At 58.8% G+C, this 24,584-nt stretch carries 25 protein-coding genes; 14 read left to right on the top strand and 11 right to left on the bottom strand.

The window, feature by feature from the left end; all coding sequences use genetic code 11:
* Positions 1 to 31: 31 nt before the first annotated feature.
* From BSK43_RS31210 to BSK43_RS31200, 3 genes are read left to right on the top strand one after another with little or no spacing between them, the layout of a single operon-like run.
* Positions 32 to 973: an ABC transporter permease gene (locus BSK43_RS31210; RefSeq protein WP_077467376.1), complete on the top strand. Its 942-nt coding sequence runs from the start codon at positions 32 to 34 to the stop codon at positions 971 to 973.
* Between the two features lie 14 nt (positions 974 to 987).
* Complete coding sequence (locus tag BSK43_RS31205; RefSeq protein WP_077467375.1) at positions 988 to 2,187, top strand: alanine racemase; 1,200 nt, start codon at positions 988 to 990, stop codon at positions 2,185 to 2,187.
* Between the two features lie 11 nt (positions 2,188 to 2,198).
* Entirely contained in the window at positions 2,199 to 2,933 is a 735-nt protein-coding gene (locus BSK43_RS31200) for an ATP-binding cassette domain-containing protein (RefSeq protein WP_068399492.1), read from the top strand.
* Positions 2,934 to 3,648: 715 nt separating this feature from the next.
* Here BSK43_RS31200 and BSK43_RS31195 read toward each other — a convergent pair.
* Positions 3,649 to 3,969, bottom strand: coding sequence for a hypothetical protein (locus BSK43_RS31195; RefSeq protein WP_246662741.1), 321 nt, complete (start codon positions 3,967 to 3,969; stop codon positions 3,649 to 3,651).
* A 739-nt stretch (positions 3,970 to 4,708) separates the two neighbouring features.
* Positions 4,709 to 5,653, bottom strand: coding sequence for a LysR family transcriptional regulator (locus BSK43_RS31190; protein ID WP_077467373.1), 945 nt, complete (start codon positions 5,651 to 5,653; stop codon positions 4,709 to 4,711).
* Positions 5,654 to 5,748: 95 nt separating this feature from the next.
* On the opposite strand from BSK43_RS31190, the gene BSK43_RS31185 reads away from it, so the two are divergent.
* The 5 genes from BSK43_RS31185 (at position 5,749) to BSK43_RS31165 (ending at position 10,269) form a co-directional block, all read left to right on the top strand.
* Entirely contained in the window at positions 5,749 to 6,498 is a 750-nt protein-coding gene (locus tag BSK43_RS31185) for a phosphoribosyltransferase family protein (RefSeq protein ID WP_246662740.1), read from the top strand.
* Between the two features lie 356 nt (positions 6,499 to 6,854).
* Positions 6,855 to 7,427, top strand: coding sequence for an aminotriazole resistance protein (locus BSK43_RS31180; protein ID WP_077467372.1), 573 nt, complete (start codon positions 6,855 to 6,857; stop codon positions 7,425 to 7,427).
* 19 nt (positions 7,428 to 7,446) lie between these two features.
* The gene (locus BSK43_RS31175; protein WP_077467678.1) at positions 7,447 to 8,970 is read left to right on the top strand and encodes an ATP-binding cassette domain-containing protein; all 1,524 of its coding nucleotides are present in this window, start codon (positions 7,447 to 7,449) and stop codon (positions 8,968 to 8,970) included.
* On the top strand, positions 8,967 to 9,647 hold the full coding sequence (locus BSK43_RS31170; RefSeq protein WP_077467677.1) for an energy-coupling factor transporter transmembrane component T: 681 nt from the start codon (positions 8,967 to 8,969) through the stop codon (positions 9,645 to 9,647). Before BSK43_RS31175 ends, BSK43_RS31170 begins: the two co-directional genes overlap by 4 nt.
* A complete protein-coding gene (locus tag BSK43_RS31165; protein WP_077467371.1) occupies positions 9,637 to 10,269 on the top strand; it encodes a phosphoribosyltransferase family protein in 633 nt (210 codons plus the stop codon). Before BSK43_RS31170 ends, BSK43_RS31165 begins: the two co-directional genes overlap by 11 nt.
* Before the next feature lie 51 nt (positions 10,270 to 10,320).
* Here the strand turns inward: BSK43_RS31165 and BSK43_RS31160 are convergent, their stop codons facing one another.
* The 8 genes from BSK43_RS31160 to BSK43_RS31125 form a co-directional block, all read right to left on the bottom strand.
* Positions 10,321 to 11,634 carry an ROK family transcriptional regulator gene (locus tag BSK43_RS31160; RefSeq protein WP_077467370.1) on the bottom strand — a complete coding sequence of 438 codons (1,314 nt, stop codon included), beginning with the start codon at positions 11,632 to 11,634 and terminating at the stop codon, positions 10,321 to 10,323.
* Positions 11,635 to 11,645: 11 nt separating this feature from the next.
* On the bottom strand, positions 11,646 to 12,779 hold the full coding sequence (ugpC, locus tag BSK43_RS31155; RefSeq protein WP_077467369.1) for a sn-glycerol-3-phosphate ABC transporter ATP-binding protein UgpC: 1,134 nt from the start codon (positions 12,777 to 12,779) through the stop codon (positions 11,646 to 11,648).
* 30 nt (positions 12,780 to 12,809) lie between these two features.
* Positions 12,810 to 13,631 carry a carbohydrate ABC transporter permease gene (locus tag BSK43_RS31150; RefSeq protein WP_077467675.1) on the bottom strand — a complete coding sequence of 274 codons (822 nt, stop codon included), beginning with the start codon at positions 13,629 to 13,631 and terminating at the stop codon, positions 12,810 to 12,812.
* 8 nt (positions 13,632 to 13,639) lie between these two features.
* Positions 13,640 to 14,539: a sugar ABC transporter permease gene (locus BSK43_RS31145; RefSeq protein WP_246662739.1), complete on the bottom strand. Its 900-nt coding sequence runs from the start codon at positions 14,537 to 14,539 to the stop codon at positions 13,640 to 13,642.
* On the bottom strand, positions 14,536 to 15,522 hold the full coding sequence (locus BSK43_RS31140; RefSeq protein ID WP_077467368.1) for an ROK family protein: 987 nt from the start codon (positions 15,520 to 15,522) through the stop codon (positions 14,536 to 14,538). Before BSK43_RS31140 ends, BSK43_RS31145 begins: the two co-directional genes overlap by 4 nt.
* A complete protein-coding gene (locus BSK43_RS31135) occupies positions 15,519 to 16,313 on the bottom strand; it encodes a 6-phosphogluconolactonase (protein ID WP_169055487.1) in 795 nt (264 codons plus the stop codon). The genes BSK43_RS31140 and BSK43_RS31135 overlap by 4 nt, the downstream gene beginning before the upstream one ends.
* A gap of 50 nt (positions 16,314 to 16,363) precedes the next feature.
* Positions 16,364 to 17,236, bottom strand: coding sequence for a sugar phosphate isomerase/epimerase (locus BSK43_RS31130; RefSeq protein WP_077467366.1), 873 nt, complete (start codon positions 17,234 to 17,236; stop codon positions 16,364 to 16,366).
* Positions 17,237 to 17,312: 76 nt separating this feature from the next.
* Entirely contained in the window at positions 17,313 to 18,590 is a 1,278-nt protein-coding gene (locus BSK43_RS31125) for an ABC transporter substrate-binding protein (protein WP_077467365.1), read from the bottom strand.
* A 201-nt stretch (positions 18,591 to 18,791) separates the two neighbouring features.
* Here BSK43_RS31125 and BSK43_RS31120 point away from each other — a divergent pair, with 201 nt between their 5' ends.
* Complete coding sequence (locus BSK43_RS31120; protein ID WP_077467364.1) at positions 18,792 to 19,880, top strand: Gfo/Idh/MocA family oxidoreductase; 1,089 nt, start codon at positions 18,792 to 18,794, stop codon at positions 19,878 to 19,880.
* Positions 19,881 to 20,101: 221 nt separating this feature from the next.
* Here BSK43_RS31120 and BSK43_RS31115 read toward each other — a convergent pair whose 3' ends face one another.
* On the bottom strand, positions 20,102 to 20,887 hold the full coding sequence (locus BSK43_RS31115) for an IclR family transcriptional regulator (protein WP_077467363.1): 786 nt from the start codon (positions 20,885 to 20,887) through the stop codon (positions 20,102 to 20,104).
* Positions 20,888 to 21,029: 142 nt separating this feature from the next.
* Here BSK43_RS31115 and BSK43_RS31110 point away from each other — a divergent pair, with 142 nt between their 5' ends.
* The 5 genes from BSK43_RS31110 (at position 21,030) to BSK43_RS31090 (ending at position 24,574) form a co-directional block, all read left to right on the top strand.
* The gene (locus BSK43_RS31110) at positions 21,030 to 21,911 is read left to right on the top strand and encodes a transporter substrate-binding domain-containing protein (RefSeq protein WP_077467362.1); all 882 of its coding nucleotides are present in this window, start codon (positions 21,030 to 21,032) and stop codon (positions 21,909 to 21,911) included.
* 78 nt (positions 21,912 to 21,989) lie between these two features.
* Complete coding sequence (locus BSK43_RS31105; RefSeq protein ID WP_077467361.1) at positions 21,990 to 22,655, top strand: amino acid ABC transporter permease; 666 nt, start codon at positions 21,990 to 21,992, stop codon at positions 22,653 to 22,655.
* Positions 22,656 to 23,303 (top strand): amino acid ABC transporter permease, encoded by a 648-nt coding sequence (locus BSK43_RS31100; RefSeq protein ID WP_077467360.1) that lies wholly within the window; start codon positions 22,656 to 22,658, stop codon positions 23,301 to 23,303.
* Positions 23,304 to 23,307: 4 nt separating this feature from the next.
* Positions 23,308 to 24,093, top strand: a complete 786-nt coding sequence (locus BSK43_RS31095) for an amino acid ABC transporter ATP-binding protein (protein ID WP_077467359.1) — start codon at positions 23,308 to 23,310, stop codon at positions 24,091 to 24,093.
* 19 nt (positions 24,094 to 24,112) lie between these two features.
* On the top strand, positions 24,113 to 24,574 hold the full coding sequence (locus BSK43_RS31090) for a RidA family protein (RefSeq protein WP_077467358.1): 462 nt from the start codon (positions 24,113 to 24,115) through the stop codon (positions 24,572 to 24,574).
* The last annotated feature ends 10 nt before the right edge of the window (positions 24,575 to 24,584 follow it).

Raw genomic sequence — 24,584 nt, 5'->3', positions numbered from 1 at the left:
TGTCCATCGCTAGCAAACAGGCGCGCCGGTCATGACCATGAAAAGCCGCATCAATCTTCAGCAATATGTCGTCTATTTCGGCTTCGTCGCAATCTTCCTGTTCTTCGCTATCGTGTTGAAGGATAGCGGCTTTCTGACGGCGCGGAACCTCTCCAACATCGTGCTGCAGACCGCGCCGGTGACGATCATGGCCATCGGCCTGGTCTTCGTGCTGTCGGCAGGCGAAATCGACCTTTCCATCGGGTCGATCGTCGCTGTTTCCGCGCTGAGCGCCGCCGTGGTCATCGAGAACTACGGCATGGTGCCCGGCATTCTTGCGGGAATGGGCGCGGGGCTGGCAATCGGTTTTGCCAACGGCATGCTGGTTGCCTTCGTGCGCCTGCCGTCCTTCCTCGTCACCCTTGCGACGATGGGTCTGTTTGCCGGCGTGGCGCGATCGCTGACCAATCTGCGCTCGGTGCCCGTGACCGACGAGATGTTCACCGGTTTCTTCGGCTCGGGTTCGCTTCTCGGTATCCCGTCGCTGATCTGGTGGACTATCCTCGCCATCCTCGTCGGGCATGTCATCTATCGCGAAACCCGCTTCGGCGCGCATGTGCTTGCGGTGGGCGACAATGCCCGCGCGGCCGGCGTCTCCGGCATCAAGGTGCCGCGTATCCGCCTTGCGGTCATGATGCTGAGTGGCGGTCTCGCCGGGCTCGCAGGGCTGCTTTACGCCGGCCGGCTGCAGGCCGCCAAATATACGCTCGGCGAAACCGATCTCATGACTGTTATCGCAGCCGTCATCGTCGGCGGCACGCTGCTCAATGGCGGCAGGGGGTCGATCGTCGGCGCGCTCGTGGGTTCGCTGATGATGGGCATGCTCAACAATGGCCTGATCCTGATGGGACTTTCGGTGTCCGACCAGATGATCGTGCGTGGCTTCATCATTCTCGCGGCGGTGGCCGTGTCGCTGCGCGAAAAGCAGCGCTAAGGAAGGGTTTTCCGATGTTTCTCGACGTTCTCCGCCGCCGCAATCCCAAATTCATCGAGGCTGCCATCGCGCTGCATCGTGAGGGCAGGATTCCCGCCAATTCCTACGTGCTCGATCTTGATACGGTCGAGGCCAATGCCCGCGTGCTGAAGACCGAAGCCGAGCGGCTGGGCTTGAAGATCTTCGCGATGACCAAGCAGGTTGGCCGCGCCAGTTCTTTTGCGCATGCCGTTATGCGCGGCGGGATCGACCGCTCGGTCGCCGTCGACATGGCCTGCGCCCGCGCCACGCATCGCGCCGGCCTCAGGGTCGGCCACCTCGGCCATCTCCAGCAGGTGGCGCGTCATGAGGCGAAGGCTGCCGCCGCAAACTTCCGCCCCGATTATTGGACTGTGTTCAACGACGAGAAAGCCGCCGAAGCTGCAGCTGGCGCCAAGGCCGCGGGATACAAGCAAAATCTGCTTGCCCGCATCAAGGCTGAAGGCGACACCTTCTATCGCGGCCATGAAGGCGGTTTCGATGCCGCTGATGTGGCTGACGTCGCCGATAGTTTCGACAGGCTGGATGGCGGCCGGTTTGCCGGCATCACCACTTTCCCGGCGCTGCTATTCGATCACGAGACGCGCAAGGTCATCCCGACCCATAACCTCGCCACGCTGACCAAGGCGGCAGAGGCGCTAGCAAAAGCCGGCCGCACGAATATCGAGGTCAATGCGCCGGGCACGACCTCGTCGATCTTGTTGCAGGCGCTTGCCGATGCCGGCGCCACCCAATGCGAACCCGGCAATGGGTTGCACGGCACCACGGCACTGCATGCCGTCGAGGACCTGCCGGAACTGCCTGCCGTCTGCTATCTGACCGAAGTATCGCATCTGTCGGGCGGCAAGGCCTATTGCCTCGGCGGCGGTTTCTACATCGATCCGATCTTCCCCGATTATGACGTCAAGGCCATCGTCTCGGACGAGCCGACCGTGGCGGCGTCGGCGCTCCGCAGTGTCGAGATCCCGCCGCCGTCGATGATCGACTATTACGCAATGATCGATGCCGCCGGCCCCAACGCACCGAAGCCGGGCGACACCGCCTTGTTCGGTTTCCGCGGTCAGGCCTTCGTCACCCGCGCCTATGTCGTCGGCGTATCCGGCATTTCCAAGGGTCAGCCCAAGGTCGAAACCATCGAGAACAGTTTCGGCGAAGCCGAATCCTGGCCGGTTTAGAGGTATATGAGATGAATGCTTCCGCTCCCGTCCTTGAGCTCAAGGACATCAAGAAGAACTTCGATGCCGTCGTGGCGATCGAAAACTTCTCGCTCGATATCCATCCTGGCGAGATCGTGGCGCTGGTCGGCGACAATGGCGCCGGCAAGTCAACGCTGATCAAGATCATCTCGGGTGTCTACGCCCCGTCTTCGGGGACGATTACCATCGAAGGCGATACTGTGAGCATGTCGAGCGCGACGATGGCGCGTTCGCATGGCATCGAAGTCGTCTATCAGGATCTCGCGCTCGCCGATCAGCAGACAGTCTACATGAACATGTTTCTCGGGCGCGAGTTGACCAATGGCCTTGGCTTGCTCGATCGCAAGACGATGATCGCGGAAACCGAGAAGCTGGTTCAGGAACTCGATGTCCGCATTCCCTCGGCACATGCGACGATCAAGGATCTTTCCGGCGGCCAGCGGCAGGGCGTGGCAATCGCCCGGGCCACTCGCTGGGCAAAGAAGCTGATCCTGCTCGATGAGCCCACAGCAGCACTCGGTGTCGCCGAAACTGCGAAGGTCGAGGCGATCGTGCAATCGCTGAAATCCCGCAATATCGGCGTGCTGATCATCAGCCACAGCCTCGATCAGGTGTTCAAGCTTTCCGACCGCATCTGCGTGCTCCGCCGTGGTAAGCAGATCGGCATCCGCAAGACATCGGAGACCGACAAGAACGAGATCGTTTCGATGATCACGGGAGTGTAACGATCAACCGCATCGGTGTCGCAGCTTTCCCGGTGAAAACCGACAGAGCGCCGTCTGCTTAAAGGGCCTACTCAAGTTGCCGCGCGACAAGTCAATCGCGAGAGATCGCTCCTGCCCATCGCTGTTGGCCAACCCGTGAAAAAGCTCTCATCAGGTTTCAACCGAAAGCGTAATAACGGCAACGCGAGCCCCCGAAGCATCCTGTAGTTCGACGGAAGTGCTCGGAGGTGCCCTGGTGTCAAAGGTAAAAACTGCCAGAGCCATTGCAACAGATCGGCAGGCTGTCAGGTGATCGACTTCCTCGATATCATTTTCTGCCAGAACGCGTTTGAATTCATCTCGAACCTTGAAATAATATCGTGCCACCAATCACCACCATCATGTAATTTACTCGCACATATAACGTAGATGCTAATGTATTCAATGGTTGCAGATGGGGCGTGCAAGGATCACGGTATCCTTGTGGCGGATTGAGTTAGCCCTTAATATTAGTGGGCTCAGCGTATGTTCGCATTCGGCACATCCGCGGTGCATTTTTCCAGGGAAATCGATTGAACCTGGCGTCGACCCTCATTCGCTTTGGCGATTGCAGAATCGGGCCTAATGCTCAGATTCCGCGCGGGAAAAGAGCAGCACGCTCCACATAAGCAAATGTTTTTGCAGACGAAACCAGCCAGAGAACGTCGCCAAACCATGACGAGCTGCTCTTTTGCAACTACCCGATAACGTTCGGTGCTGAGCGCTCAATGCGGACATCCAGGCGAATGACCCGGAGCTCGACGCTTTGAGATTCGCGTACTGTCTCGAAAACAGGCAGGAACACTGGGCGAATTATGGTGAACCACGAAGCGACGTCGTCAATGCTGGCGCTGACGCTTGCGGTGTCGCTGCTTTCGTCATTGCCGACGATCAGCAGATTACCGGCGAACGGCGAGGGGTGGCCCTTCATGTCCGTTACGCTTGGAAGTCCGTCGGCCAGGCGATTGTTATCGGCATAGACAAGATGCGAGTCCTTGACGCGAACGACATCGACCATATCGGATCCGATCAGTTCGTGAATATGTTTGGTCCGATTGCGCGCGGGAAGCATCACTGTTCGGATCGTTCCACTCGCCGTGTTCAAGAGATATGATTTGGCCTTAGGCATACGGATTTCTCCAATTTGCCGGTCCGCGGAGCACGGTTTCTGCCTCCAGCGACATTGGTGCATAGAGTCTTTTCCCAAGCGCGAGGGATTCATTAGCCTGCAGAACAGAGGAAATGAGGCGGAGCCGCCTGCGAATGCAGACAGCTGGCGGCCGACTTCCTTCGACCTCCATTGACGACGCAGAGTTGACGACGAAATCCCATGAAAGATTTAGATCGCCAACCGGTGTGGCTGGTTCGGATGGGCTAAAATCAACAGCCACTCCCCTGCTACCTCGAGAATTAGCATTAGAAGATATTGCCTCTATAGGGCTGGCGCCATACAACTTTTACAAGCATTAATATTCGCGCGGTGTGTTTCCTTTTTCTCAACAGAAGGAGAGGCTTACGGGCCGGCAGCCGAGGGGGTGATCGACGATATGTCGGTCTTTACTGATAAGGTCGAGGTAGTCGGCGAGGATGAGAAAAGCTGTCAAAAGATCGACATGCCCGAGTTTGATCGATGGAGATAGCAACGCCTGGCCGGATGAAAGAAACTGTCGAAATTCACCGCCAGCTGAATATCATTTATCATTTCGGCGGATGTTCACCGGACTTCGAGTGCTCACTTTTATTCCTGTAAAATTCAATTATTCGGGTGAGTGCTCGGATGATTTTCCTGCGCGAAATGCGATCTCATCAAGATATTCTTCAAAGTATCTGCGTGCGATGATCGACGTCATCGAAAGGCTGCGCCGCGGATCCACGATCAGCGAAAGCACCATTGGCGGCAGACCACCATCATCTATGCGGACATAGTGCAATCCACCCTCATGTTCGAGGGGCATGCCGGAAGCTATGGCCGTTACACCGAAACCGCAGTCTTCACGCACCATGGAACGCATAAGCGCCAGGCTATTGGTCGTCAGGACGGGCTGAAATCTGGTGTTGATACGCGCCGCGGCGATGTCGACAACATCGCGCAGGTGACTACTGGCATCGGGAACTATCGTCGGCTTCTTGAAGAATTCGTCCATGGATATTCGATCCGGCTGCTCCGCGCCGGCAGTGCTTGGCAGGATCGCCACGAGCTGGAAGTCGGTCGAGCGCGTGACGCTGACACCTGGCAGGGGCAGGGGGCTGAATGTCAGCCCGAAGTCTGCACCTCCCTCTCTGACCAGTTGGCGTACGCGGTCCGACTCCACCACCGTGACTGAATTTCGAATGCGAGGATGATCCTTCATGAACCGCGCGATCACCGCAGGCAGAAAGTCGGGCGCAGTTTCCTGGGAGGCAGCAATTTTGACCTCGCCGCGGCGTAGTCCTTTCAATTCCTCGATCTCGGATTTGATCCGAGATAGATCCTTGTTCCATTCTCGATAGCCGTTGACGAGCAACTCGCCCGCCGAGGTCAACCGCATCCCGCGCGGCAGGCGCTCGAACAAGGGAACGCCGAACTCCTCTTCGGCGCCGATGAGCTGTTTGTTGATGGCCGAAGCCGACACATTCAGCTTCTCCGCGGCTTTCCGGATCGAGCCGCGATTGGCGATCTCGTCGAGGTAATGTGCGAAGCGGGAAAACAGGAGCCTGCTCATTCGGGAGGTATGCCTCGTTGAAGAAAAGGAAACGCACCGGACGAATTTTTCTGTTTGTAAAAATTGTGTGACCTAGTGTCTACTAAGACAGTAATTTGAATGCAAACACCGATGGCACGAAGGCCGCGATCATGTATCTGGAGACCCCGCAAACCTATCAGATCGAGATTGCCGGCGAAGATTTCAACCTGCCAATTATCCAGCTGAGCGATCGGCGAGCCATTGCATTGCTGATGGTCATCGACATGGGAATCCGGTTTGGCGACATTGTCGGCGATGCACTTGCTCAACATTTTGCGCAGACGCAGCCGGATATAGTGGTTGGCAGCGCCACATTGGGTGTTCCGGTCGCCATCGAGGTCTCACGGCGCCTTGGCATCGACAAATATGTCGTCTTGCAGAAGTCGCCGAAATTTCATCTTGCCGACGCGCTGGTGGAGGATGTCCGTTCCATCACGACTGCAGTGCCCCAGCGTCTTCTGCTCGATCGCCGTTCGATCGCCCTGCTTCAGGGCCGGCGCGTTCTCGTTGTCGATGATGTCATCGCCACCGGTTCCAGCATGGCGGCGGCAATCAGGCTCGTGCGGCGAGCCGGAGGACACATAGTTGGCGCCGGCGCCATCCTGACCGAGGGTCACACCTGGCGAGACCTGCTCGGCGATGACGCCAGACTGGTGACCAGCCTGGGCCATATTCCTCAGTTCGATATTATCGACGGCGTGGCCACACCGGATAGCGCGACCGAGAAAAATGCCTGGACTGGTGAACGGGTTTCGAGCGCCAGGCGTTTGCCGCAGACCCGGCGGACACGCTCTGCAGCCGCAAAAAGCGTGGCGGGAATGTAAGTATGGTGCCGACGTTTTACCTGCATCATCCTGCCATAGTCACAGACCGACCTGGGCATGTTTGCATTGGATTGGCCCGCTGAAATTCAACGGACTAAATCACACTTTAAATACAATCTGGAATGGTTTTCGTGATTTGCATTTCCTATAAGTCGCTTACGTCCTGGAAAGCGCGTTCTTTGGATTGCCAATCGCTTCCCATTACTGAAGAAACCCGAGAAAGCTGGGGCATCTCAAGAGGAGGAATTCCCAGGATGCCGCATCGGGACCAAATGTGCGTCTGACTCATCACGGAGAGCCGTTCCAGCCGGCTTTTCAGGAATTTCCGGAAATTACTTTTCAAAGGGGCAAAAAACATGCAGCAAGCGACCGCGTCTCAGACTGACGGCAATACTCTCTTTCCCATCGTGCTTTCGATCGTGGCGGCTGCCGCCACCGGCGTGCTCTGGGCTTATGCCAATCCAATCCAGCTCGTGCCCGGCGTCATCCAGTGGCGCATTTTCGCGTTTCTGCCGCCGGTGATCGGCATCCTGCTTGGTTGGCGCAGCGGCTTCATCTGCGGCTATCTCGGTACTATCGTTTGGTCGCTTCTGGCCGGCACGTTCATTCCTGCGCATTCGCTCATCGTCGACGGCATCATGGTCGGCCTGACCGGCCTTGTGCCGGGCCTACTCTTCGATCCCGCCAAGACTGTTTTTGATCGTCTGGCACTGATCAAGATCGCCGTGGCTTGCCTTGTTGTCGGTCTGGTTATGGTGATAGCCGTGTCCGCAAGCCTTGCCTATCTTGGGATTTTCCCGTTCTGGTGGGGTTTTGGTTATCTCGGCCTGTCCGACATCGTCCCGATGGTCATCGGCACGCCGCTTCTGATCATTCCGGCAATGAAAATTCTGAAGAGTGCGCATCCGGCCGGCTTCAAGCGTTTCTGAACCCGATCTGGATCAACAAGTGCTCAATATCGCAAATCTGACGATCGGTTTCGGCGGTCCTGTACCGGTGCTTGCCGAAGCCAATTGTACGCTTGACGAGGGGCAGCGCCTTCTCGTCTGTGGCGAAGCCGGCAGCGGCAAGTCGACGTTGCTCGGCGTTGCCGCCGGCCTGATCCCGCGTCTCATACACGCCGCCGAATTCTCCGGCCGCGTGGAGCTCGCGGGCCGCCCGCTCCTCTCTTTTACCAAGAAAGAGCTGTTCGGCACGATCGGTTTCGTGTCGCAAAATAGCGAAGACCAGCTTTGGGACATCTGCGTCGAGGATGTCATCGCCTTTCCCTTGGAGAACAGGGGCGTCGAGCGAAGCGCAATCCGCAATCGACTTGCCGAGCTCATTGCGGAATTCGAGCTGGAGGAGCTGCGGGGCCGTCGCGTGCTGACGCTTTCGGGTGGCGAACGGCGAATGGTCACCATTGCCGCGGCGCTGGCGTCGAACCCGAAAATCCTGGTGCTGGACGAACCGACGACCGGGCTCGATCCCGCTGCCCGTATGCGGCTCTCCAATATCCTGCAGAAGGTGTCCGGTAGCGTTTCGACCCTATTGATCTCGGAGCAGGACCCTTTGGCACTCTATTCCGTGATCGACAGCATAGCCTTGTTGCATGGAGGCAATGTTTCTCCCAGCATGCCGCCAAAAACCGTTCTGACACAGCATGCAGCCTGGGCCGAAGCCGGCATTTTGCCGCCGATGCGTGCCCGGCCTGAACGACGGGCCAGCGAGACTGGCCGGCCGCTGTTGACTGTTTTGGGGCTGACAAGCCAGCTCGCCCGGTCTCGTGGAAACCCGGTGTTTAAGGATGTAGGTTTCGATGTCCGTGCCGGCGAAGTGCTCGCGCTCATCGGTCGCAACGGTGCCGGCAAGACGACGCTGTTCAAATCGATCCTCGGGCTTCTGAAAACCACCTCGGGTACGATCCTCTTTGACGGCACGAACGCGAATGAATGGTCCGTCGCCGCACGAGCCCGCAAGATTGCCTATATTCCGCAAAACATGCGCCACATTCTATTCAACATGAGCGTGCTCGGTGAAGTGATCTTCGCCATCACGGCTTCGAGTGCCTCATCAAGCGATCCGGCGGTGATCGAACGTGCCAAGGCTGCGCTCGCGCGCTACGGGCTCTCCGACCTCGCCGAGGCCAATCCCTTTGCTCTGTCAGCCCGTCAGCAGGCGTTGCTGGGGCTGGCTTGCGCCGATGCGACCGGAGCACTTGTCGCCATTATCGACGAGCCGCTGTTGAGCAGGGACATCAAGGGTCGGCAGATGCTGGAGCTCTTCATCTCGTCAATGCAGTCCTCGGGACGTGCGGTCATGTTGATCTCGCACGATCTCGAACTGGTCGATGATCTGGCCACGCGCCTGATGGTCCTCGACAATGGCAAGATCGCATTTGAGGGAAGCTCCAAAGACGGATGGCAAAGCGACACCTTCCGCTCTCTCGGATGGCAAGCGCCCTATGATGTGGCCGCATGGAGCATGGCATGACCCGGCTGCACGAGCTCAATTTTTTCATCAAGCTGGGAATTGCCTTCATCATCATGCTGGCTGCTTGGTTTGCTCCGGATTGGCGCTTCGGCGTGCCACTTGCGCTTGTCTGCCTGTTTCTTCTGTGGGTGCTGAAGGTTCCCGGTCTTCGCGGCTATCTCAAGGGCGCCGCTCTGCTCACCGGCATGGTGATCGCGAGCTGGATGATCAATCTGTGGCTACAGGGCCTTTCGACGCCTCAAGCCCTGTCTGTCGCCATGGCGATGGCGGCAAGGCTGGTTACGACGACCGCAGCCTTCTACTTCGTCATGGAGACGAGTTCTCCGGGCGCGATATTGGCAGCGTCAAGTGCCGCGCGGCTGCCGCCGATCGCCACACTTGTTCTCTCGCTGACCTTCGGTGTTATCCCGATGTTGCGGGATGATTTCGAGCGTATCGCGGATGCCCAGCGTTCCCGCGGCATGGAGATAGACGACGTCAGTCTGCCCACGAAGATGCGGTTCGCGCTGGCGCGCGGCATTCCGCTGCTGGTTCAAGCGATCCGCATGGCGCATGCAATTTCATTTTCCCTGACCCTCTATGGGTATGATCTGAAACACAAGCGAACAACCTGGCGAGAGGTCGGCCTGATGGTCGAGCAGCGCCTCAGCATGAAGGATAAAGCCAATGACTTCTGAGACCATGGAGCCAAGAACGGGGCAGAACTGGAACGTCGATGTTTCCGGCTATGCCGTCGATCTGCCGATCGTGGCGATCAAGCCGGATTTTGCCATTTCGCTCATGATGGTCATCGATCTCGGTGTGAAATTCGGCGAGCATGTCGGCGTCAAGCTTGCCGCAAAATTCGCCTCGCTCAAGCCCGACATCGTGGTGGGCACCGCGACACTCGGCATTCCCGTTGCCATCGAGGTCACCCGCGCGCTCGGCCTCAACAATTACGTCGTCCTGCAGAAGTCGCCAAAAATCCATCTGGCGAATGCATTGGAGCAGCGCATCTCTTCCATCACCTCCAAGGGTGAACAGCGTCTGCTGCTGGACCGCGCCGCGATCCCTCTTCTCAAGGGCAAGCGCGTGCTGGTCGTCGACGACGTGGTCGCTTCCGGATCGAGCCTCAAGGGCTCGCTGGAGCTGGTGCGCAAGGCCGGCGCCGAAGTTGTCGGTATCGGCGTTATCCTCACGGAAGCTCGCGATTGGCGGGAGACGTTGGGATCTGACTGTGACCTCATTCAAAGCCTTGCGCATATCCCGCAGTTTTCAAAGACCGGCGATTTGGCATGGGAGCCAATTCCCGGCACCTGATGCCTCCTGTCATCAGGCGTCGGCACCAGGAACATCCGGGTGACGATCCCGCTAACCTCTCGTCTGTTGTTCGAAAGGGCGTTGTTCGTCACCGAGCTGGCGGATGTAGAGGTGGCGGAAATTCGGATTGGTCGTGACGAAGATAGGCAGGCTGGCCGCACCGATAACCGGTGCATCGTCCGTCAGCTGGCCGACCAGGAGTCGCGGCCAGAGCCTGTCCTTGCGCTCGCTCAGCGAGCGATGCAGCGGATAGGCGCGCTCGACCAGGGCAGCGATGATCGAGGGCGGCAACGATCCTCCCACAGTGATGAATTCCGGATCGGTCGTACTTTCGAGTATGGCGGTGAGAAAGCGCAGACAGAGCCCGGCCTCCTCCATCCAGCTGGAAAGCCGCGGGTCGCGCTGGCTGTGAAGATCGGCAAGGATCGAAAGGTCGGCAACGGCCGCATCGGCTTCCTCGATGCTCCATTCAAGCGCTGCCGCAATACCGCTTAGCGACAAGACGGAATCGATGATCGGCGGTTCGCCATTGTCGCGTATTCGCTTTGGCTGAAAGGGCAGCAACCCCAATTCACCGGCATTGCCCCAGACGCCCTTCAAGGGCATGCCGTCGATGATCACGCCGGCGCCGACGCCATAACCTATATAGAGATGGGCGAAATTGCGTTTGTCCCTGTCGCTGCGGGCGAAGTGTTCGCCAATCGCCGCCGCTGTCGCGTCGTTCTCCACGAGCACCGTCAGGCCGCAAAGGTCTTTCAGGCGCTGGGCGACCGGAACGTTGGCCCAGGCGTCCCATCCCGGTTGCTTGGTGGCAAAGTCGTAAATGTCTTCATCCAGCGTCGGCAGCACCAGGCCGATGCTCCAGATCTTGTCGCGCGGCACGGCGGCCTCGGCGATCAGGTCATCGGTAAGGCGGGCAATGTGTTTCAATGTCGAATCGGGATTGCGGGTGTCGCCTGCCCAGATTTTACGGCCGATGACTTCAAGCAGCAGATTGCAGACGACCATGACGACGCGATTGCGATCGAGATGGATACCGATGGAGAAGCCGGCAATCGGGTTGGGGCCGAGATAGATTTGCGGTTGCCCGCGCTGGCCTTGCGAGCGCCCGGTCTCGATGATGAACTGCTGGTCGAGCAGTTCCCTCGTGATGCCGGAGACGGTCTGCGGCGTCAGCCCAACCCGCTTGGCGATGTCGATCCGGCTGAGCGGGCCGGACTGATGCAGCGCCTCGAAGATGAGGCGCCGGTTGAAAATGCGTGTATGCTCGAGATTGGTGCCGGTGATGTCAGGCAGCCTTTGCCGTCCACCGGCAAGCTTGGTCAACTTGGCCGCTCCTGACCCTTTCCTTGGCGTATCGGTCATTCCATTTCCAATCAGCGTGCCCGAAATTCCTGGCCGAGGATGCCATAGGCCGGGCTTGAGCGACGCCCGAGCATAGCCTGTCCAGCCTCGTTGAAAAGATGCACCGCAGCCGCCGGTGCGTCGGCCACAAACCGATCGCCGGCCACACAGAAAATATCGCCGGGATAGCGCACGGTGATCATCTGCCCATCGGCAAGCCTGAGATAGACGATGCTGGTTTCGCCCAGATGCTCTACGAGGTCAACTATGCCCTCGATCTTCACCGAAGGGCCGTCGCCGGGGATCCAGTGCTCGGGTCGAATACCGACTGTGACCTTTGTACCGGACGGGATAGCAGGCTCCTCGTAGGGGAGCGCAATATTTTGGTCACCGATCGAAAGCTGCAGATTACCATCCTCAAGGGATGTGACCCGAGCATCGATCAGATTCATCGCCGGGGAGCCGATGAAGCCAGCAACGAATAGGTTTGCCGGTGCGTGGTAGAGATCCAGCGGCGTTCCCACCTGTTCGATGCGGCCGCTATTGAGCACGACGATCTTGTCGGCCAATGTCATCGCCTCGACCTGATCGTGCGTCACATAGATCATCGTCGCGCCGAGTTCGCGGTGCAGCTTGGCGATCTCGATGCGGGTATTGACCCTGAGCGCTGCGTCGAGGTTCGACAGCGGCTCATCGAACAAAAAGACTTTCGGTTGCCGGACGATGGCGCGGCCGATGGCGACGCGCTGGCGCTGGCCGCCTGAAAGGGCGCCGGGCTTGCGGTCGAGAACCGCGTCGAGCTTCAGAATCGACGCTGCCTTGCGGACGCGCCGATCGATCTCATCCTTGGGGATTTTTGCGAATTTCAGGCCGAAGGCCATGTTCTTGTAGACATCCATATGCGGATAGAGCGCATAGGATTGGAACACCATGGCGATCTGCCGTTCCGCCGGGGCGACGTGGTTGACCAACTGGCCGCCGATGCGGATATCGCCGCCGCTGATGTCCTCCAGTCCGGCGATTGCCCGCAGCAGGGTGGATTTGCCGCAACCGGACGGACCGACAAAAACGACCAGCTCGCCGTCTTCAATCGCAAGGTCGATGCCATGCAGCACTGTCAGGGCGCCGAACGCCTTGCGCACATTGGTGAGAGACAGATCAGCCATCGATGTTTCTTTCCTTGGTAGTAATGCGCATCATTTTACAGCTCCCGCCGTCAGGCCGGAGACGATGCGGCGCTGGAAGATCAGCACCAGCAGGATCAGGGGTACCGTCACGATGACGGACGCCGCCATGATCGTGCCGAAGGGGAGTTCGAAGCGGCTTGATCCGGAAATCAGCCCCAGGCCGACAGGAACAGTGCGGACCGTATCGCTGAGTGTGAAGGTGAGGGCAAAGAGGAACTCATTCCACGAGGCGATGAAGGCGAGCAGGCCGGTGCTTGCCAGCGCCGGTGCCAGCAGCGGGAAATAGATCTGCCAGATCATTGCCCAGGTCGAGCAGCCGTCCATCCGGGCGGCGTCCTCCAGTTCGGCCGGAATCTGACGGATGAAGCTGGTCATCACCCAGACGGTGAAGGGCAGGCTGAAGATCATGTAGGAGAGAACGAGGCTGCCAAGGCTGTTGTAGAGCCCGAGCCAGCGGATCGTTCCGAACAGGCCCGAGAGCACGACGATCTGCGGAAACATCGAGGCGCCGAGTATCCCTGCAAGCACGACGCCGCGGCCGCGGAACTTCAGCTTTCCGAGCGCATAGGCCGAGGTGATCGCAAAGATCAGCGACAGCGTCACGACCGACACCGCGACGATTGCGGAATTTAGAATATTGCGCAGGAAATTGCCGTTGGTCAGCAGGTCGCGGTAGTTGGTGAGGTCGATCGCCGGGAAGAAGTCGACGGAGAACAGGGCGGACCCCGATTTGAACGACGAGACGATCGCCCAGTAGAACGGGAAGACCGTGTAGAACACGACGACGATCTTGAGGAGGGTCAGCGCGATGGTTTTGGCAAGGCGTTTCATCGGCATCCTCACTCGCTGATCAGTCGGATCTTGGTCAGCTGGATGTAAACAGCCGCCACCAGGGAGATCATCAGGAAGACCAACATCGCCACCGCCGAGCCGTAGCCGACATCCTGGAAGTCGACGAGCTGCTGGCGGGCGTAGATCGAGATGGTCGCGGTTTCGCGGCTTTTGGAGCTGAGCACGTAGGCAAGGTCGAACATGCGGACCGCATCCAGCAGGCGAAACAGGATCGCGACGGCAAGGGTCGGCCAGAGCAGCGGCAGGGTAATATAGAAAAACTGCGCCCAGCCGGGAGCGCCATCGACCTTGGCTGCCTCGTAGAGATCGCGCGGAATGATCTGCAGGCCGGCAAGGATCAGCAGCACCATGAAGGGCGTCGTCTGCCAGACGTCGACGGCGATGATCGCCGCCATGGCCGTGCCGGTTCCGGCGGTCCATGCGATACCATGGCTGATGAAGCCAAGCTTGATCAGGAGCGCGTTGACGACGCCATATTGGTCATGCAGCATCCATTGCCACATCTGCGCGGATACCACCGTCGGGATCGCCCAGGGGATCAGCATGACCGCCCGCAATGCGCCGCGACCCTTGATCTGGCTGTCGATCAGAAGGGCGATGCCGACGCCGGCGAGCGTTTCGAGCGTCACGGACGTTGCCGCGAAGAAAGCGGTGTTGCGCACGGCATGCCACCAGTCGCCGTCCTTCATCAGCGCCAGATAATTGCCAAGGCCGATGAAGCGCGGCAGGTCGCCGGCGTCGAGCGTCGCGTGCATGAAGGAGAGATAGGCGGTACGGGCGAGCGGCCATGCGGTGACCGTTGCCAGCACGATCAGCATCGGGGCAAGCAGAAGCCATGGCTCGATACGCTTGGCCAAGCTGGAGTGAGATGCCGACTGCGCCATCATGCCGTAACCCTGGTTGTTTGCCGGAAATTGCCTGACGGGGTTGCAAGCGCGGCGCCGACCACGCCGGCACCCTCGCCTAGGGCAGCAAGAAGGAGCGGGATCGACCGGCAGCGCTTCGCCCAGATATTGTCGCGCATGTGTTCTTCCAGTTTTTCGCGATAGCGGCCCGTTGAACAGCCGAGGCCGCCGCCGAGAACGATAGCCTCGGGGTCGATCATATTGACCATCTGCGCGACCAGCCGGCCGGTCACCTCCGCAGCCTCGTCAATGACGCGGGTGCTTAAAGGATCGCCTTCAGCACTCAGGGTCTCCAGCGTGCGAACGCCGTCGTCAAGAGATCGTCCGCTGCGGCGGGCAAAGGAAAGTTGCATGCCCTTGCCGGAAGCAAAATCCTCGGCGTTTGCCACCGTCAGGCCGGTGTCATCGTCTTTCGGAAGCGCCAGCGACGAGCTGGCGAAATGGATGGCGAAACCGTTGGCGCCAGACCATGGCCGTCCATCGATGACGAGGGTGTAGCTCATGCCGGTGCCGAGCGACACATAGATGAAACTGCGATGAGGCATGCCCATGCCGAAGCGGGCTTCGGCATGGGCAGCCGCGCGTACGTCGCTGTCGACCATCGCCGGAATGCCGAGTAGCACTTCGATCTCGGTGCGGATCGTCTCGATCGAGAAATTCCAGTCGCTGCAGACGCGGCCTTCGAGATCCACAAGCTCGGGTACGGCGATGCCGACTGATGCGGGTGTTCTGCCCTCGGTGTTTGCCAGCTTGATGATGCCAGCAGCGATATCGGCGACATCGCGGATGATGGCGGCCGGACCCTCGGCAACGGGAGTTGGCCTGCGCCGAAAATGCGTCACTGCGCCCGTTTCGATATCGACCAGACCGGCAGCAATCTTGGTGCCGCCAAGATCGATGCCGATGCGATAGCCTCTATTCTGGGGAGCAGGAACTCCGGGTTCCTCGAAACCGGCGGCTGTCATGCTGTCCCCGCTGCCGTGGTATCGAGCAGGATCCGCACCCGTTTGCAGTGATGGATGATGGTGGCCGGCCATTGTGGATCGAAACCATCGCTTTCCATCAGGCGCTTGGCGGCGTTCTGCTTGTGGGTGCCGTGGATGACCATGGCGACGGCCTTGGACAGATTGGCGATGGTGCCGAGACCGACGGTCAGGCCGTGATGCGGCACGGCATCGAGCGAGGGGAAATCGGGGAAGGTGCCGAGATTGTCGCGGCGCGTCTCCTCGGCGAGCTTGACGATGCAGCTTGGTCCATTGGCCGGGCTGCCGGGTGGATTGAAGGCGACATGGCCATCCGTTGCGCCGGAGGCGAGAATGAAGAGGTCGACACCGCCGGCCGCCTTGATGCGGGCATCATAGGCGCTCGGATCCTTGGCATCTGGAAACCAGACATGCTCCTTTGGAACCTCATGCGCAGCGTCGATCCCGGCGTTCAGCCGCTGGCGGATATCGTGTTCGGCAAAGCGGCGGCAGCTATTGTGGGCGTCGGGCGGGCAAAGGCCGAGGCCGTCATCGCCGCCGCCAAGATATTCGTCCATCATGACCAGGATGAGATTGGATAGATCGAGATTGCCGGCGGCGGCCTTGTTGGCCATCGCATCATAGATCGGCTTCGGCGACCGGCCGCTCGGGCAACCCAGCAGAAACAGCTTGCCATCGGCGCGTGCGGCCGCGATCCCGGCCAGAATGTCGGTAGCAAGCACGTCGCCGATCTCGGCCGAGGTGTTCAGGATTTCAGCGGAATGGGCGGGCAAGTTCATTCTCCGGTCGGATCGAGTAAGGCCGGCGGCCATGTTGCCCGGCCTTAAAGGCCGAGCGTCTTCAGATAGTCGCGATTGTGCTTAGCGATGGGAAAGGGCTTTTCCGGCGGGCAGGGATACATGTCCTGCTCGACCACGGCGAAACCATCATAGTTCCTGGCCTCGAGGAATTTCACCACCTCGGCGAAATCGATGACGCCTTTGTCGAGCTCGCACATCACGCCCATCTGGAAGGCGTCCATGAAGGGAATGTTCTCATCGGTGATGCGCTTGCGGAGCGCACCATCCATGTTCTTGAAGTGATAGTAGGGAATGCGGTCGGCGTGACGCTCCATGAAGGCAAGCGGATCGGCACCGGTATAGATGTGATGGCCGAGATCGAAGCAGAGGCCGACATGCTCCGGCCTTGTATCGGCCAGAAGCCGCTCGATTTCCGCTTCGGTCTCGATGCAGGTGCCGACATGCGGGTGGAAGACGAACTGCATGCCGTATTCTTCGACGACGCACTTTGCGGTGGCGCTGACGATGGCGATCATCTTGGCCCAGGCCCTATCGTCGAGCAGCCGATCGCCGGGCGCGGCATAGGATTCGGATTCGTCCATCAGCACGAACCATTCCGCGCCTGCCGCCTTTAGGAGCGCGCAGATCGGCCCGACGCGGGCGGCGAGCGTTTCAGCGGAATCGACAAGCGAGAGCGGATGAACGACGCCGGTGCCGCAGAGCTTGATGTCGCGGCGGCCAAGTTCGGAAAGCAGCGTTTCAGGATCGGTTGGCAGATAGCCCCATGGGCCGAGCTCGGTCCAGCCGTAGCCGGCCTTCTGCACTTCGTCGAGATAGCGTTCCCAACCGACCTGCTTTTCGTCCTTCGGATACCAGACGCCCCAGGAATCCGGTGCCGTTGCCACTTTGATCGTCATTATCTGTCACCTAGCATTTGGGATGGGCGGTCCGCGCCGCGCTTCACAGGGCGCGGACCGTGATTGTCGGGAAATATTACCAGCCGCCGCGCGACTTCAGCGCATCAAGCTTGGATGCCAGGTCGTCGATGGCCGCATCACTTGCCGAAGGGTCCGCAAGAGCCGTGTGGAGACTGTTGGAAATTTCCGTCGAGATGCGGGGGTAATCGCTGCCGGTCACGCTGGTCGGCCGGGTTACGACATTCTCAAACGCTGCCTTGGCGGTCGTCAGGAACGGAATGGCCTTGAGCACCTCAGCGTCGGAAAACAGCGACGAGATGCTCGGAATGTAGGAGCCGGCCAATGCCCGGCGCTTTTCTTCCTTTTCTCCGGCGAGATAGGCGATCAGTGCGGCTGCTTCCTTCGGATGGGTCGAGTATTTCGACACGCCGAGATAGGCGGCGCCATCGATGCCGACATGCTGGCCGTTCGCGCCCTTCGGCAACGGTGCCACGCCAACCTTGTCCTTGATAGCGCTGTCGGTGCCATTGGCAAGCGACCATGCATAGGCCCAGTTGCGCATGAAGACCGCATCGCCGTTCTGGAAGACGCCGCGTGAGCCTTCTTCGTCGTAGTTGAGGACGCCCTGGGGCGAGATGGTTCCGGCCCAACCGGCGGCAGTCTTCAATATTTCCTTGGCTGCCGGCGAGCCAATGGTGACCTTGCCGTCCGCATCGATGAAGGTGCCGGCGCCGCTGCTGGCGAACCATTCGGTGGCGTTGCAGACGAGGCCTTCATAGGCGCGGCCCTGCCAGACATAGCCCCACATCTTGTCGTTGCCGGCCTTGCGTTCACCGTCCTGCACAAGCTGCGCCGTCGTCGTCAGGTCAGCCCAGGTTTCCGGAACTTTGGCGCCATATTTGTCGAGCAGGTCCTTGCGATAGAAGAGCAGTCCGGTATCCATATACCAAGGCATGGCGATGAATTTGCCATTGACGGTGCCGGCTGCAACTGCCGAGGGGAAATATTTGTCGACGCTGCCGGCGGGCAGGGCGTCCTTCAGATCAAGCAGGTGGCTCTTCAGCGGGCCGACCCAGACGCCGTCGAGGATCATCACGTCAACATCGGTCGATTGGGCTGAAAGCAGCTGCTGATAGAGAGACAGCACATCATCCCAGTTTGCCGGCATCGTGGTGATCTTCACCTCGTTGCCGCTTTCCTTGGCCCAGGCTTCGGTGCCTTCCTTGCACAATTGCAGTTCTATGCCGGAGGACGAGCAGAAGATGTTGATGGTCGCTGCCTGCGAGAGGGCAGGATAGGCGGCGGTGAAGCCGAGCGCTGCAATTCCGAATGCGAATGCCTTGCTGATGGTCATGACGTACTCCCCTTTTATTAAATCCAGATTATGGATCATAATACCGAGAAGCTTGCGCCTGTAAATGGAATATTCCGACGTTTTGGAGAAAAAGATCGAATATTCATTCCATTTTGCGCTTGAGGAAGCCTCTCGCTTTCGATAATTAAATGCGCAGTCTGAATTTAATTCGCGGCTTAAAGCGCAGTATAGGAGCGGAACATGCGATTGAGGGTTGGTCTGGTTGGGCTTGGAGAAGTGGCGCAACTGATGCACATTCCGACGCTTCACAAGCTGCAGGAACAGTTCGAGCTTACCGCCGTCCACGATGTTTCGCCGTCGGTGCTGGCGCGGGTGGCCGATCATTGGAAAATCGCCAAGCGCTATGACACGGCGGCGGCGCTGTTTGCCGATCCTGAGATCGATGCCGTGCTGATCCTCAGCCCTGACCAGCACCACGGCGAGCAGGCAAGGGCGGCGATCGCTGCCGGCAAGCATGTGTTCATCGAAAAGCCGGCCTGCCTGACGGCGGCTGATCTGGAAACGCTCGTCGCAGCCGAAGCCGCATCCGACCGTGTCGTCATGGTCGGCTATATGCGTCGCTTCGCGCCCGCCTTCATGGCAGCCAAGCAGGAGCTCACAAACTTCGGGCCGATTTCCTACGTCCGCGTCCGCGACGTGATCTGCGAAGGACCATGGTTCTTCAATCAGACCGACAAGGTCGTCACGCCGAACGGCGATATTCCGGCAGCGCTGATTGACGAAAGCCGGGCGCTTCGCAAGGCGATGATGGACGCCATGTGCGGTGCTGATGCGCCGGCGATTGTCAGGCGTGGGTATGAAGTCATGACCGGGCTCTGCTCGCATTCGCTATCGGCGATGCGCGATCTCTTGGGCGGCTCGCCCAAGCGGGTGATCGGCGCGCAGCTGTCGCAGAATGGCGAACAGCTGACGGCCATGTTCGACTATGGCAGTTTCACGGCTATCTACGAATGCCTCATCGACGATATCGCGCGCTTCGATGCCGGCATCGAAGTGTTCTCGAAGAACAAGCGTCTGAATTTCCGCTACAACACGCCGTATCTGCGCAATCTGCCGATGACGCTGGAAGTGCAGGAAAGCACCGGCGACAGCAATCTCGTGCGCGCTCTTGGGCCATTCCATAAGGACGCGTTCCAGATCGAGCTCGAAGCCTTCCATGCCTCGATCGCAAACGGCGCACCAAATCGCACGCCGCCGTCTGACTCAAGGGAAGACATCGAGCTCTTCTCGAAAATCCTTGCAGTGGCCAAGTCGACGCTTGCGGAGTAAGCGCCGATATACCTGCTCCTGAAAGGTGGTTTGCCTCTAACGTATCTAGGCGGCACCTACCTCCGGGCATAGAGATAATTGCCGGCAGTCTTACTAGTCGATCATATCCTCCATCATAGCTATTCAATCTATGATGGAGGATATTGATATCAGCCTCCGGTGCTTGGTGCCCCGTACTCGAAGTCAGACTCGCTGTATTCGAGGGCAATGACGTGTATTGGCTAGCCGCTGACCGATAGGCGCTGCCCGGCCTTGGCCAATTGCTCCTCGAGCTCAATACGTCTTTCTGTCCCGATGTCGATCGGGATCACTAGACATATTGTCGCTTCGACAACGCCCCGAACACCCACAATCGGTGCCGCGAGGCACTGGCTGAAGCTGTTGATCAGACCCGTGGTGACGACGATTTTCCGGCCGCCTGAATTTCGGCAATCGGCGATGAAGTCGTCGATCGCGACCTTGCGTCCGTCTGGCAGGATAAGATCTTCCGGAGTGACCAGCTGCTTGATCTCCGTGTCTGTGAGGTGAGCAAGAAGCAGCCTGCCGGACGCAGTCCACGGAATGGGAATTTGCGCCCCCATTTCGGAGCTGATGCCCATCGGGCGGGAGCCGGCATGGGTGTGGACGATCGCCTGCCTGTTTCGATAGAGCACACAAAGCTCGCCGGTTTCGCCCGTGGCTCGCGATAGCCGGTCGACTTCGGCCGTGCCGCGACGCACCAGATCGTTCTCGCGTATATAGTTGGTGCCGTAGAGATACATCAGCTTGCCGAAGAAGACCTTGTTGTCATCGCCGCTGACCTCGAGCATCCCGGATTCCGTCAACACCCTCACCAATTCGTAGATCGTCGAACGCGGTGCGCCGAGCGCCTTTGGCAATTCGGCCACGCGAACCGGATGTCCATGAGCGTCGAGGAAGGCAAACAGCTTCAGTATGCGGTCGATGCCGCGCTCTCGGCCATTCTGGTCGCCTGGTTGGGCCAGCCCTTGATCAAGATTCAGATTCATTACGCACAGCTCTTCTTTCGCAGTTGCCAATCACTGGCCTTCGTTATATCGTCCTAAATACGGGACTATTGTCCCATATACCAGACAAAAATAATAGGAGCGCAAAGCTCTTTGGGAACTTTAGCAAAAATCGGAGGTCGCCATGAGCGATAATTCGCAGCGCAGAGATTTCTTGAAATTGGGCATGGGCAGCATCGCAATCGCGGGCGCCGCAGCCAGCATGGTCGCCGTCAGCGGCAAACAAGCCGCGGCACAATCGGCCAGCGACAGCCTGCTTCGTACGATCATCGACCGTGGTCATCTGATCGTCGGTACCGGCAGCACCAATGCGCCGTGGCACTTTGAAAATGACGCCGGCGAACTGGTCGGCATGGATATCACTATGGGCCGCATTCTCGCCAAGGGCCTGTTCGATGACGCGACCAAGGTTGAATTCGTCAAGCAGGATGCTGCCCAGCGCGTGCCGAATGTCGTGACTGGGAAGGTCGACATCTCGATCCAGTTCATGACGATGTCATCGCAGCGCGCGCAGCTCGTAAACTTCTCGCGACCCTACTACGTCGAAGGCGTGGCGCTTCTCACCCGGCCTGATGCAGACAACAAGACCTTCGACAAGCTTCTGGCCGGAGGCAGCGCGACGCGCGTCTCCATTCTCCAGAATGTTGACGCGGAATCCGGTGTCCACAAGATGCTCCCGGATGCGCAGGTTATGCAGATTGACACGCAGGCCAATGTTCTGCAGGCCCTGGAAGCCAAGCGTGTCGATGCTGCCGCAGTCGATCTTTCCACAGTCCGGTGGCTGGTGTCGCGCGATCCGAACCGTTATTTCGACGCTGGCAAGACCTGGAACGCCATGCTTTACGGCGCGGCGCTGAAGCAGGGCGATCTCGATTGGCTGCAGTTTGTCGATTCATGCTTCACGATCGCCATGTTCGGCCATGAAAATGACCTCTACGACGCCGGCTTCAAGGATTTCTTCGGGCTGGAGCCGCCGGTTCGCAAGCCGGGTTTCCCCACGATCTGACGATTGTTGCAGGGCGTCGCTCGGTGTCGCGGCGTCCTGCCTTCTCCTCACTAGAATCGTCTAAGGATACGTCACGGAATGGGGTATCACCTCAATTTCAACCTGATCTGGCGCCACTTCGACAAATTGTCGAATGGTCTGCTGCTGAGTGTCGAGCTGGCGATTATATCGATCGCTATTGGTGCGCTGATAGGCCTGATCCTTGCGATCTGCTATGTCTCCGCGGGTCGTGCGGTTCGAGCGCTGATCGCTGCCTATGTGGAGTTCGTCCGAAACGTTCCGCTGATACTGCTCGTCTACCTCGTATTCTATGGTCTGCCAACAGCAGTCGACATCGCCTATAGTCCGACAGTCTCATTCATTCTTACCCTGTCACTCTATGCCGGTGCCTATCTTGTCGAGGTATTTCGCTCTGGCCTGGAGGCCGTACCGCGTGGGCAGATCGATGCGGGGAAGGCAATCGGCCTGACGCCGTGGCAACGATTGCTCTATGTGCGGCTTCCGACAATGACACGTATCACTTTGCCGGCGTTATCGAATACCTTCATTTCCCTGTTCAAGGATACCTCTGTTGCCTCGGTCATTGCCGTTCCAGAGCTTACATACGGTGCGCAGTGGATCAACTTCAGCACATTTCGCATCATCGAAGTCTATCTGGTTACAACCGTCCTCTACCTCGTCACCGGTTATGTGATCCTGTTTGGGCTGCGCCAGATGGAACGTTATTTTCGAGTGGAGCGCTAGATGCAACAGGTTATCTACGCCATCCCCTTTCTGCTGCATGGTCTATACATAACCCTGCTGGTATCGGCGATTGTCATCTTTGTATCACTCGTCCTGGGTGTTGTTCTGGGGGCAGGCCTGGTCTACGGACCATGGCCCATCGCTATCCTTGTGCGGCTTTTCAGCGATTGCATCCGCGGGATCCCTATCCTCGTTCTGATTTTCTTCGTCTATTATGTGTTTCCGCAACTTGGGCTCGATCTGAGCGCATTCTGGGCGGCAATCGTCGCGCTTTCACTTTTCAAGACGGCGCAGGTGGTCGAATATTTCCGTGGCGCGGTAGTTTCCATCCCACGCGGGCAGATGGAGGCCGGCATATCGATCGGCTTGATATTTCGCGACCGGCTGCGATACGTCATCTTTCCGCAGGCGCTGCGCCGCTTTCTGCCGCCATGGATCAACGGTGTTACGGACGCCATAAAGGGCAGCGCGCTCGTATCGCTGCTGGGCGTCGTTGACCTCATGCAGGCAATCAATCAGGTCATCGGGCGAACCTATGAACCGATGCCGCTCTATATTCTGGGCGCGCTGATGTACTTCGCCATCAACTACAGCCTCTCCAGCCTCAGCCGCATGCTGGAGCGCCGCTACTCCTATATCCGGGATTAAGATCATGGCAGAACCCCATCTTCTCGAAATACAAAAGTTGGCCAAATCCTTTGCATCCAATCTGGTGCTGAAATCGGTCGATCTGCATGTTGCCAAGGGCGAAGTCGTCACCATCATTGGCCCCTCGGGTAGCGGCAAAACAACGCTTTTGCGCTGCGTCAATTTTCTCGAAGTCTATAATGGCGGCTCGATCAGGATTGACGGTCGTGAGGTCGGTTACCGTGAAGGCGCTGAACGGCGTAAGCGCAGCGAGGTCGATCTTGCCCGGATGCGCGCGGAAACCGGCATGGTGTTTCAGAGCTTCAATCTGTTCCCCCATTTGACGGCCGCAGAAAATGTCATGCTCGGCCTGCGCCGTGTGCGTCGCAAGCCCCTCAAGGAGGCAAGGGAGATCGCCTTGCACTGGCTTGGGCGCGTCGGGCTTTCTCAGAAGGTTGACAGCCTGCCCTCGGAACTATCGGGTGGGCAGCAGCAGCGGGTCGGGATCGCACGCGCCGTGGCCATGGAGCCCAAAATCCTTCTGCTGGACGAAATTACCTCCGCCCTTGATCCCGAACTCGTCAACGAGGTGCTCGATGTCGTCAAGCAGCTCGCCGGCGAAGGCATGACGATGCTGATGGTGACACATGAAATTGCGTTCGCGCGCGATGCCAGCCACCGCATCATCTTCATGGCCGACGGGATGGTATCCGCACAGGGTTCGCCTGCCGAGTTGATGCGACAAGTCGAAGACAATGAGCGGTTGCGGGCTTTTCTGTCCCGCTTCAGCGCCGCATCGCATATCCATTGACGATCAGGAACATAGATCAATGACATTCACCGACCGCCTGCAATCGCTTGGCCTGGAGATTTTGCCGCCGCCACCGCCGATCGCCAATTTCCGAAATTTCGTCAGGGTCGGATCATTGGTCTTCTTGTCGGGGCAGGGCCCACGCGAAGCCGACGGCCGATTGCACACGGGTAAAGTCGGAACCGACGTCAGCGTCGAAGAGGCGTATCAGCACGCAAGGCTGACCGGCCTCAATCTGCTCTCCGTGGTGGCGGGTGCGGCCAACGGCCTGAACAATGTCAGGCAGATCGTAAAGCTGTTGGGCTTCGTCAACGCCGCCAGTGATTTCGCCGACCATTCCGCCGTCATCAACGGCTGTTCGGATCTTTTCGTCAGCGTATTCGGCGATGCCGGCCATCATGCCCGTTCGGCGATTGGCGTCGGCTCGTTGCCAAACAACATCAGCGTAGAAATCGAAGCCATCTTTGAGTTGAATGCTTAACTTGCAAAGG

This window comes from Rhizobium sp. P44RR-XXIV (assembly GCF_001999485.2).
GTDB lineage: Bacteria > Pseudomonadota > Alphaproteobacteria > Rhizobiales > Rhizobiaceae > Rhizobium.
Note: the sequence above shows the minus strand (reverse complement) of the source record. Positions and strands in the feature narration are given on the sequence as shown.

Coding starts and splice junctions, on each gene's coding strand:
- BSK43_RS31210 (WP_077467376.1), top strand. CDS start 32: ATGACCATGAAAAGCCGCATCAATCTTCAGCAATATGTCGTCTATTTC.
- BSK43_RS31205 (WP_077467375.1), top strand. CDS start 988: ATGTTTCTCGACGTTCTCCGCCGCCGCAATCCCAAATTCATCGAGGCT.
- BSK43_RS31200 (WP_068399492.1), top strand. CDS start 2,199: ATGAATGCTTCCGCTCCCGTCCTTGAGCTCAAGGACATCAAGAAGAAC.
- BSK43_RS31195 (WP_246662741.1), bottom strand. CDS start 3,969: ATGGTCGATGTCGTTCGCGTCAAGGACTCGCATCTTGTCTATGCCGAT.
- BSK43_RS31190 (WP_077467373.1), bottom strand. CDS start 5,653: ATGAGCAGGCTCCTGTTTTCCCGCTTCGCACATTACCTCGACGAGATC.
- BSK43_RS31180 (WP_077467372.1), top strand. CDS start 6,855: ATGCAGCAAGCGACCGCGTCTCAGACTGACGGCAATACTCTCTTTCCC.
- BSK43_RS31170 (WP_077467677.1), top strand. CDS start 8,967: ATGACCCGGCTGCACGAGCTCAATTTTTTCATCAAGCTGGGAATTGCC.
- BSK43_RS31165 (WP_077467371.1), top strand. CDS start 9,637: ATGACTTCTGAGACCATGGAGCCAAGAACGGGGCAGAACTGGAACGTC.
- BSK43_RS31160 (WP_077467370.1), bottom strand. CDS start 11,634: ATGACCGATACGCCAAGGAAAGGGTCAGGAGCGGCCAAGTTGACCAAG.
- ugpC (WP_077467369.1), bottom strand. CDS start 12,779: ATGGCTGATCTGTCTCTCACCAATGTGCGCAAGGCGTTCGGCGCCCTG.
- BSK43_RS31150 (WP_077467675.1), bottom strand. CDS start 13,631: ATGAAACGCCTTGCCAAAACCATCGCGCTGACCCTCCTCAAGATCGTC.
- BSK43_RS31145 (WP_246662739.1), bottom strand. CDS start 14,539: ATGATGGCGCAGTCGGCATCTCACTCCAGCTTGGCCAAGCGTATCGAG.
- BSK43_RS31140 (WP_077467368.1), bottom strand. CDS start 15,522: ATGACAGCCGCCGGTTTCGAGGAACCCGGAGTTCCTGCTCCCCAGAAT.
- BSK43_RS31130 (WP_077467366.1), bottom strand. CDS start 17,236: ATGACGATCAAAGTGGCAACGGCACCGGATTCCTGGGGCGTCTGGTAT.
- BSK43_RS31125 (WP_077467365.1), bottom strand. CDS start 18,590: ATGACCATCAGCAAGGCATTCGCATTCGGAATTGCAGCGCTCGGCTTC.
- BSK43_RS31120 (WP_077467364.1), top strand. CDS start 18,792: ATGCGATTGAGGGTTGGTCTGGTTGGGCTTGGAGAAGTGGCGCAACTG.
- BSK43_RS31115 (WP_077467363.1), bottom strand. CDS start 20,887: ATGAATCTGAATCTTGATCAAGGGCTGGCCCAACCAGGCGACCAGAAT.
- BSK43_RS31110 (WP_077467362.1), top strand. CDS start 21,030: ATGAGCGATAATTCGCAGCGCAGAGATTTCTTGAAATTGGGCATGGGC.
- BSK43_RS31105 (WP_077467361.1), top strand. CDS start 21,990: ATGGGGTATCACCTCAATTTCAACCTGATCTGGCGCCACTTCGACAAA.
- BSK43_RS31100 (WP_077467360.1), top strand. CDS start 22,656: ATGCAACAGGTTATCTACGCCATCCCCTTTCTGCTGCATGGTCTATAC.
- BSK43_RS31095 (WP_077467359.1), top strand. CDS start 23,308: ATGGCAGAACCCCATCTTCTCGAAATACAAAAGTTGGCCAAATCCTTT.
- BSK43_RS31090 (WP_077467358.1), top strand. CDS start 24,113: ATGACATTCACCGACCGCCTGCAATCGCTTGGCCTGGAGATTTTGCCG.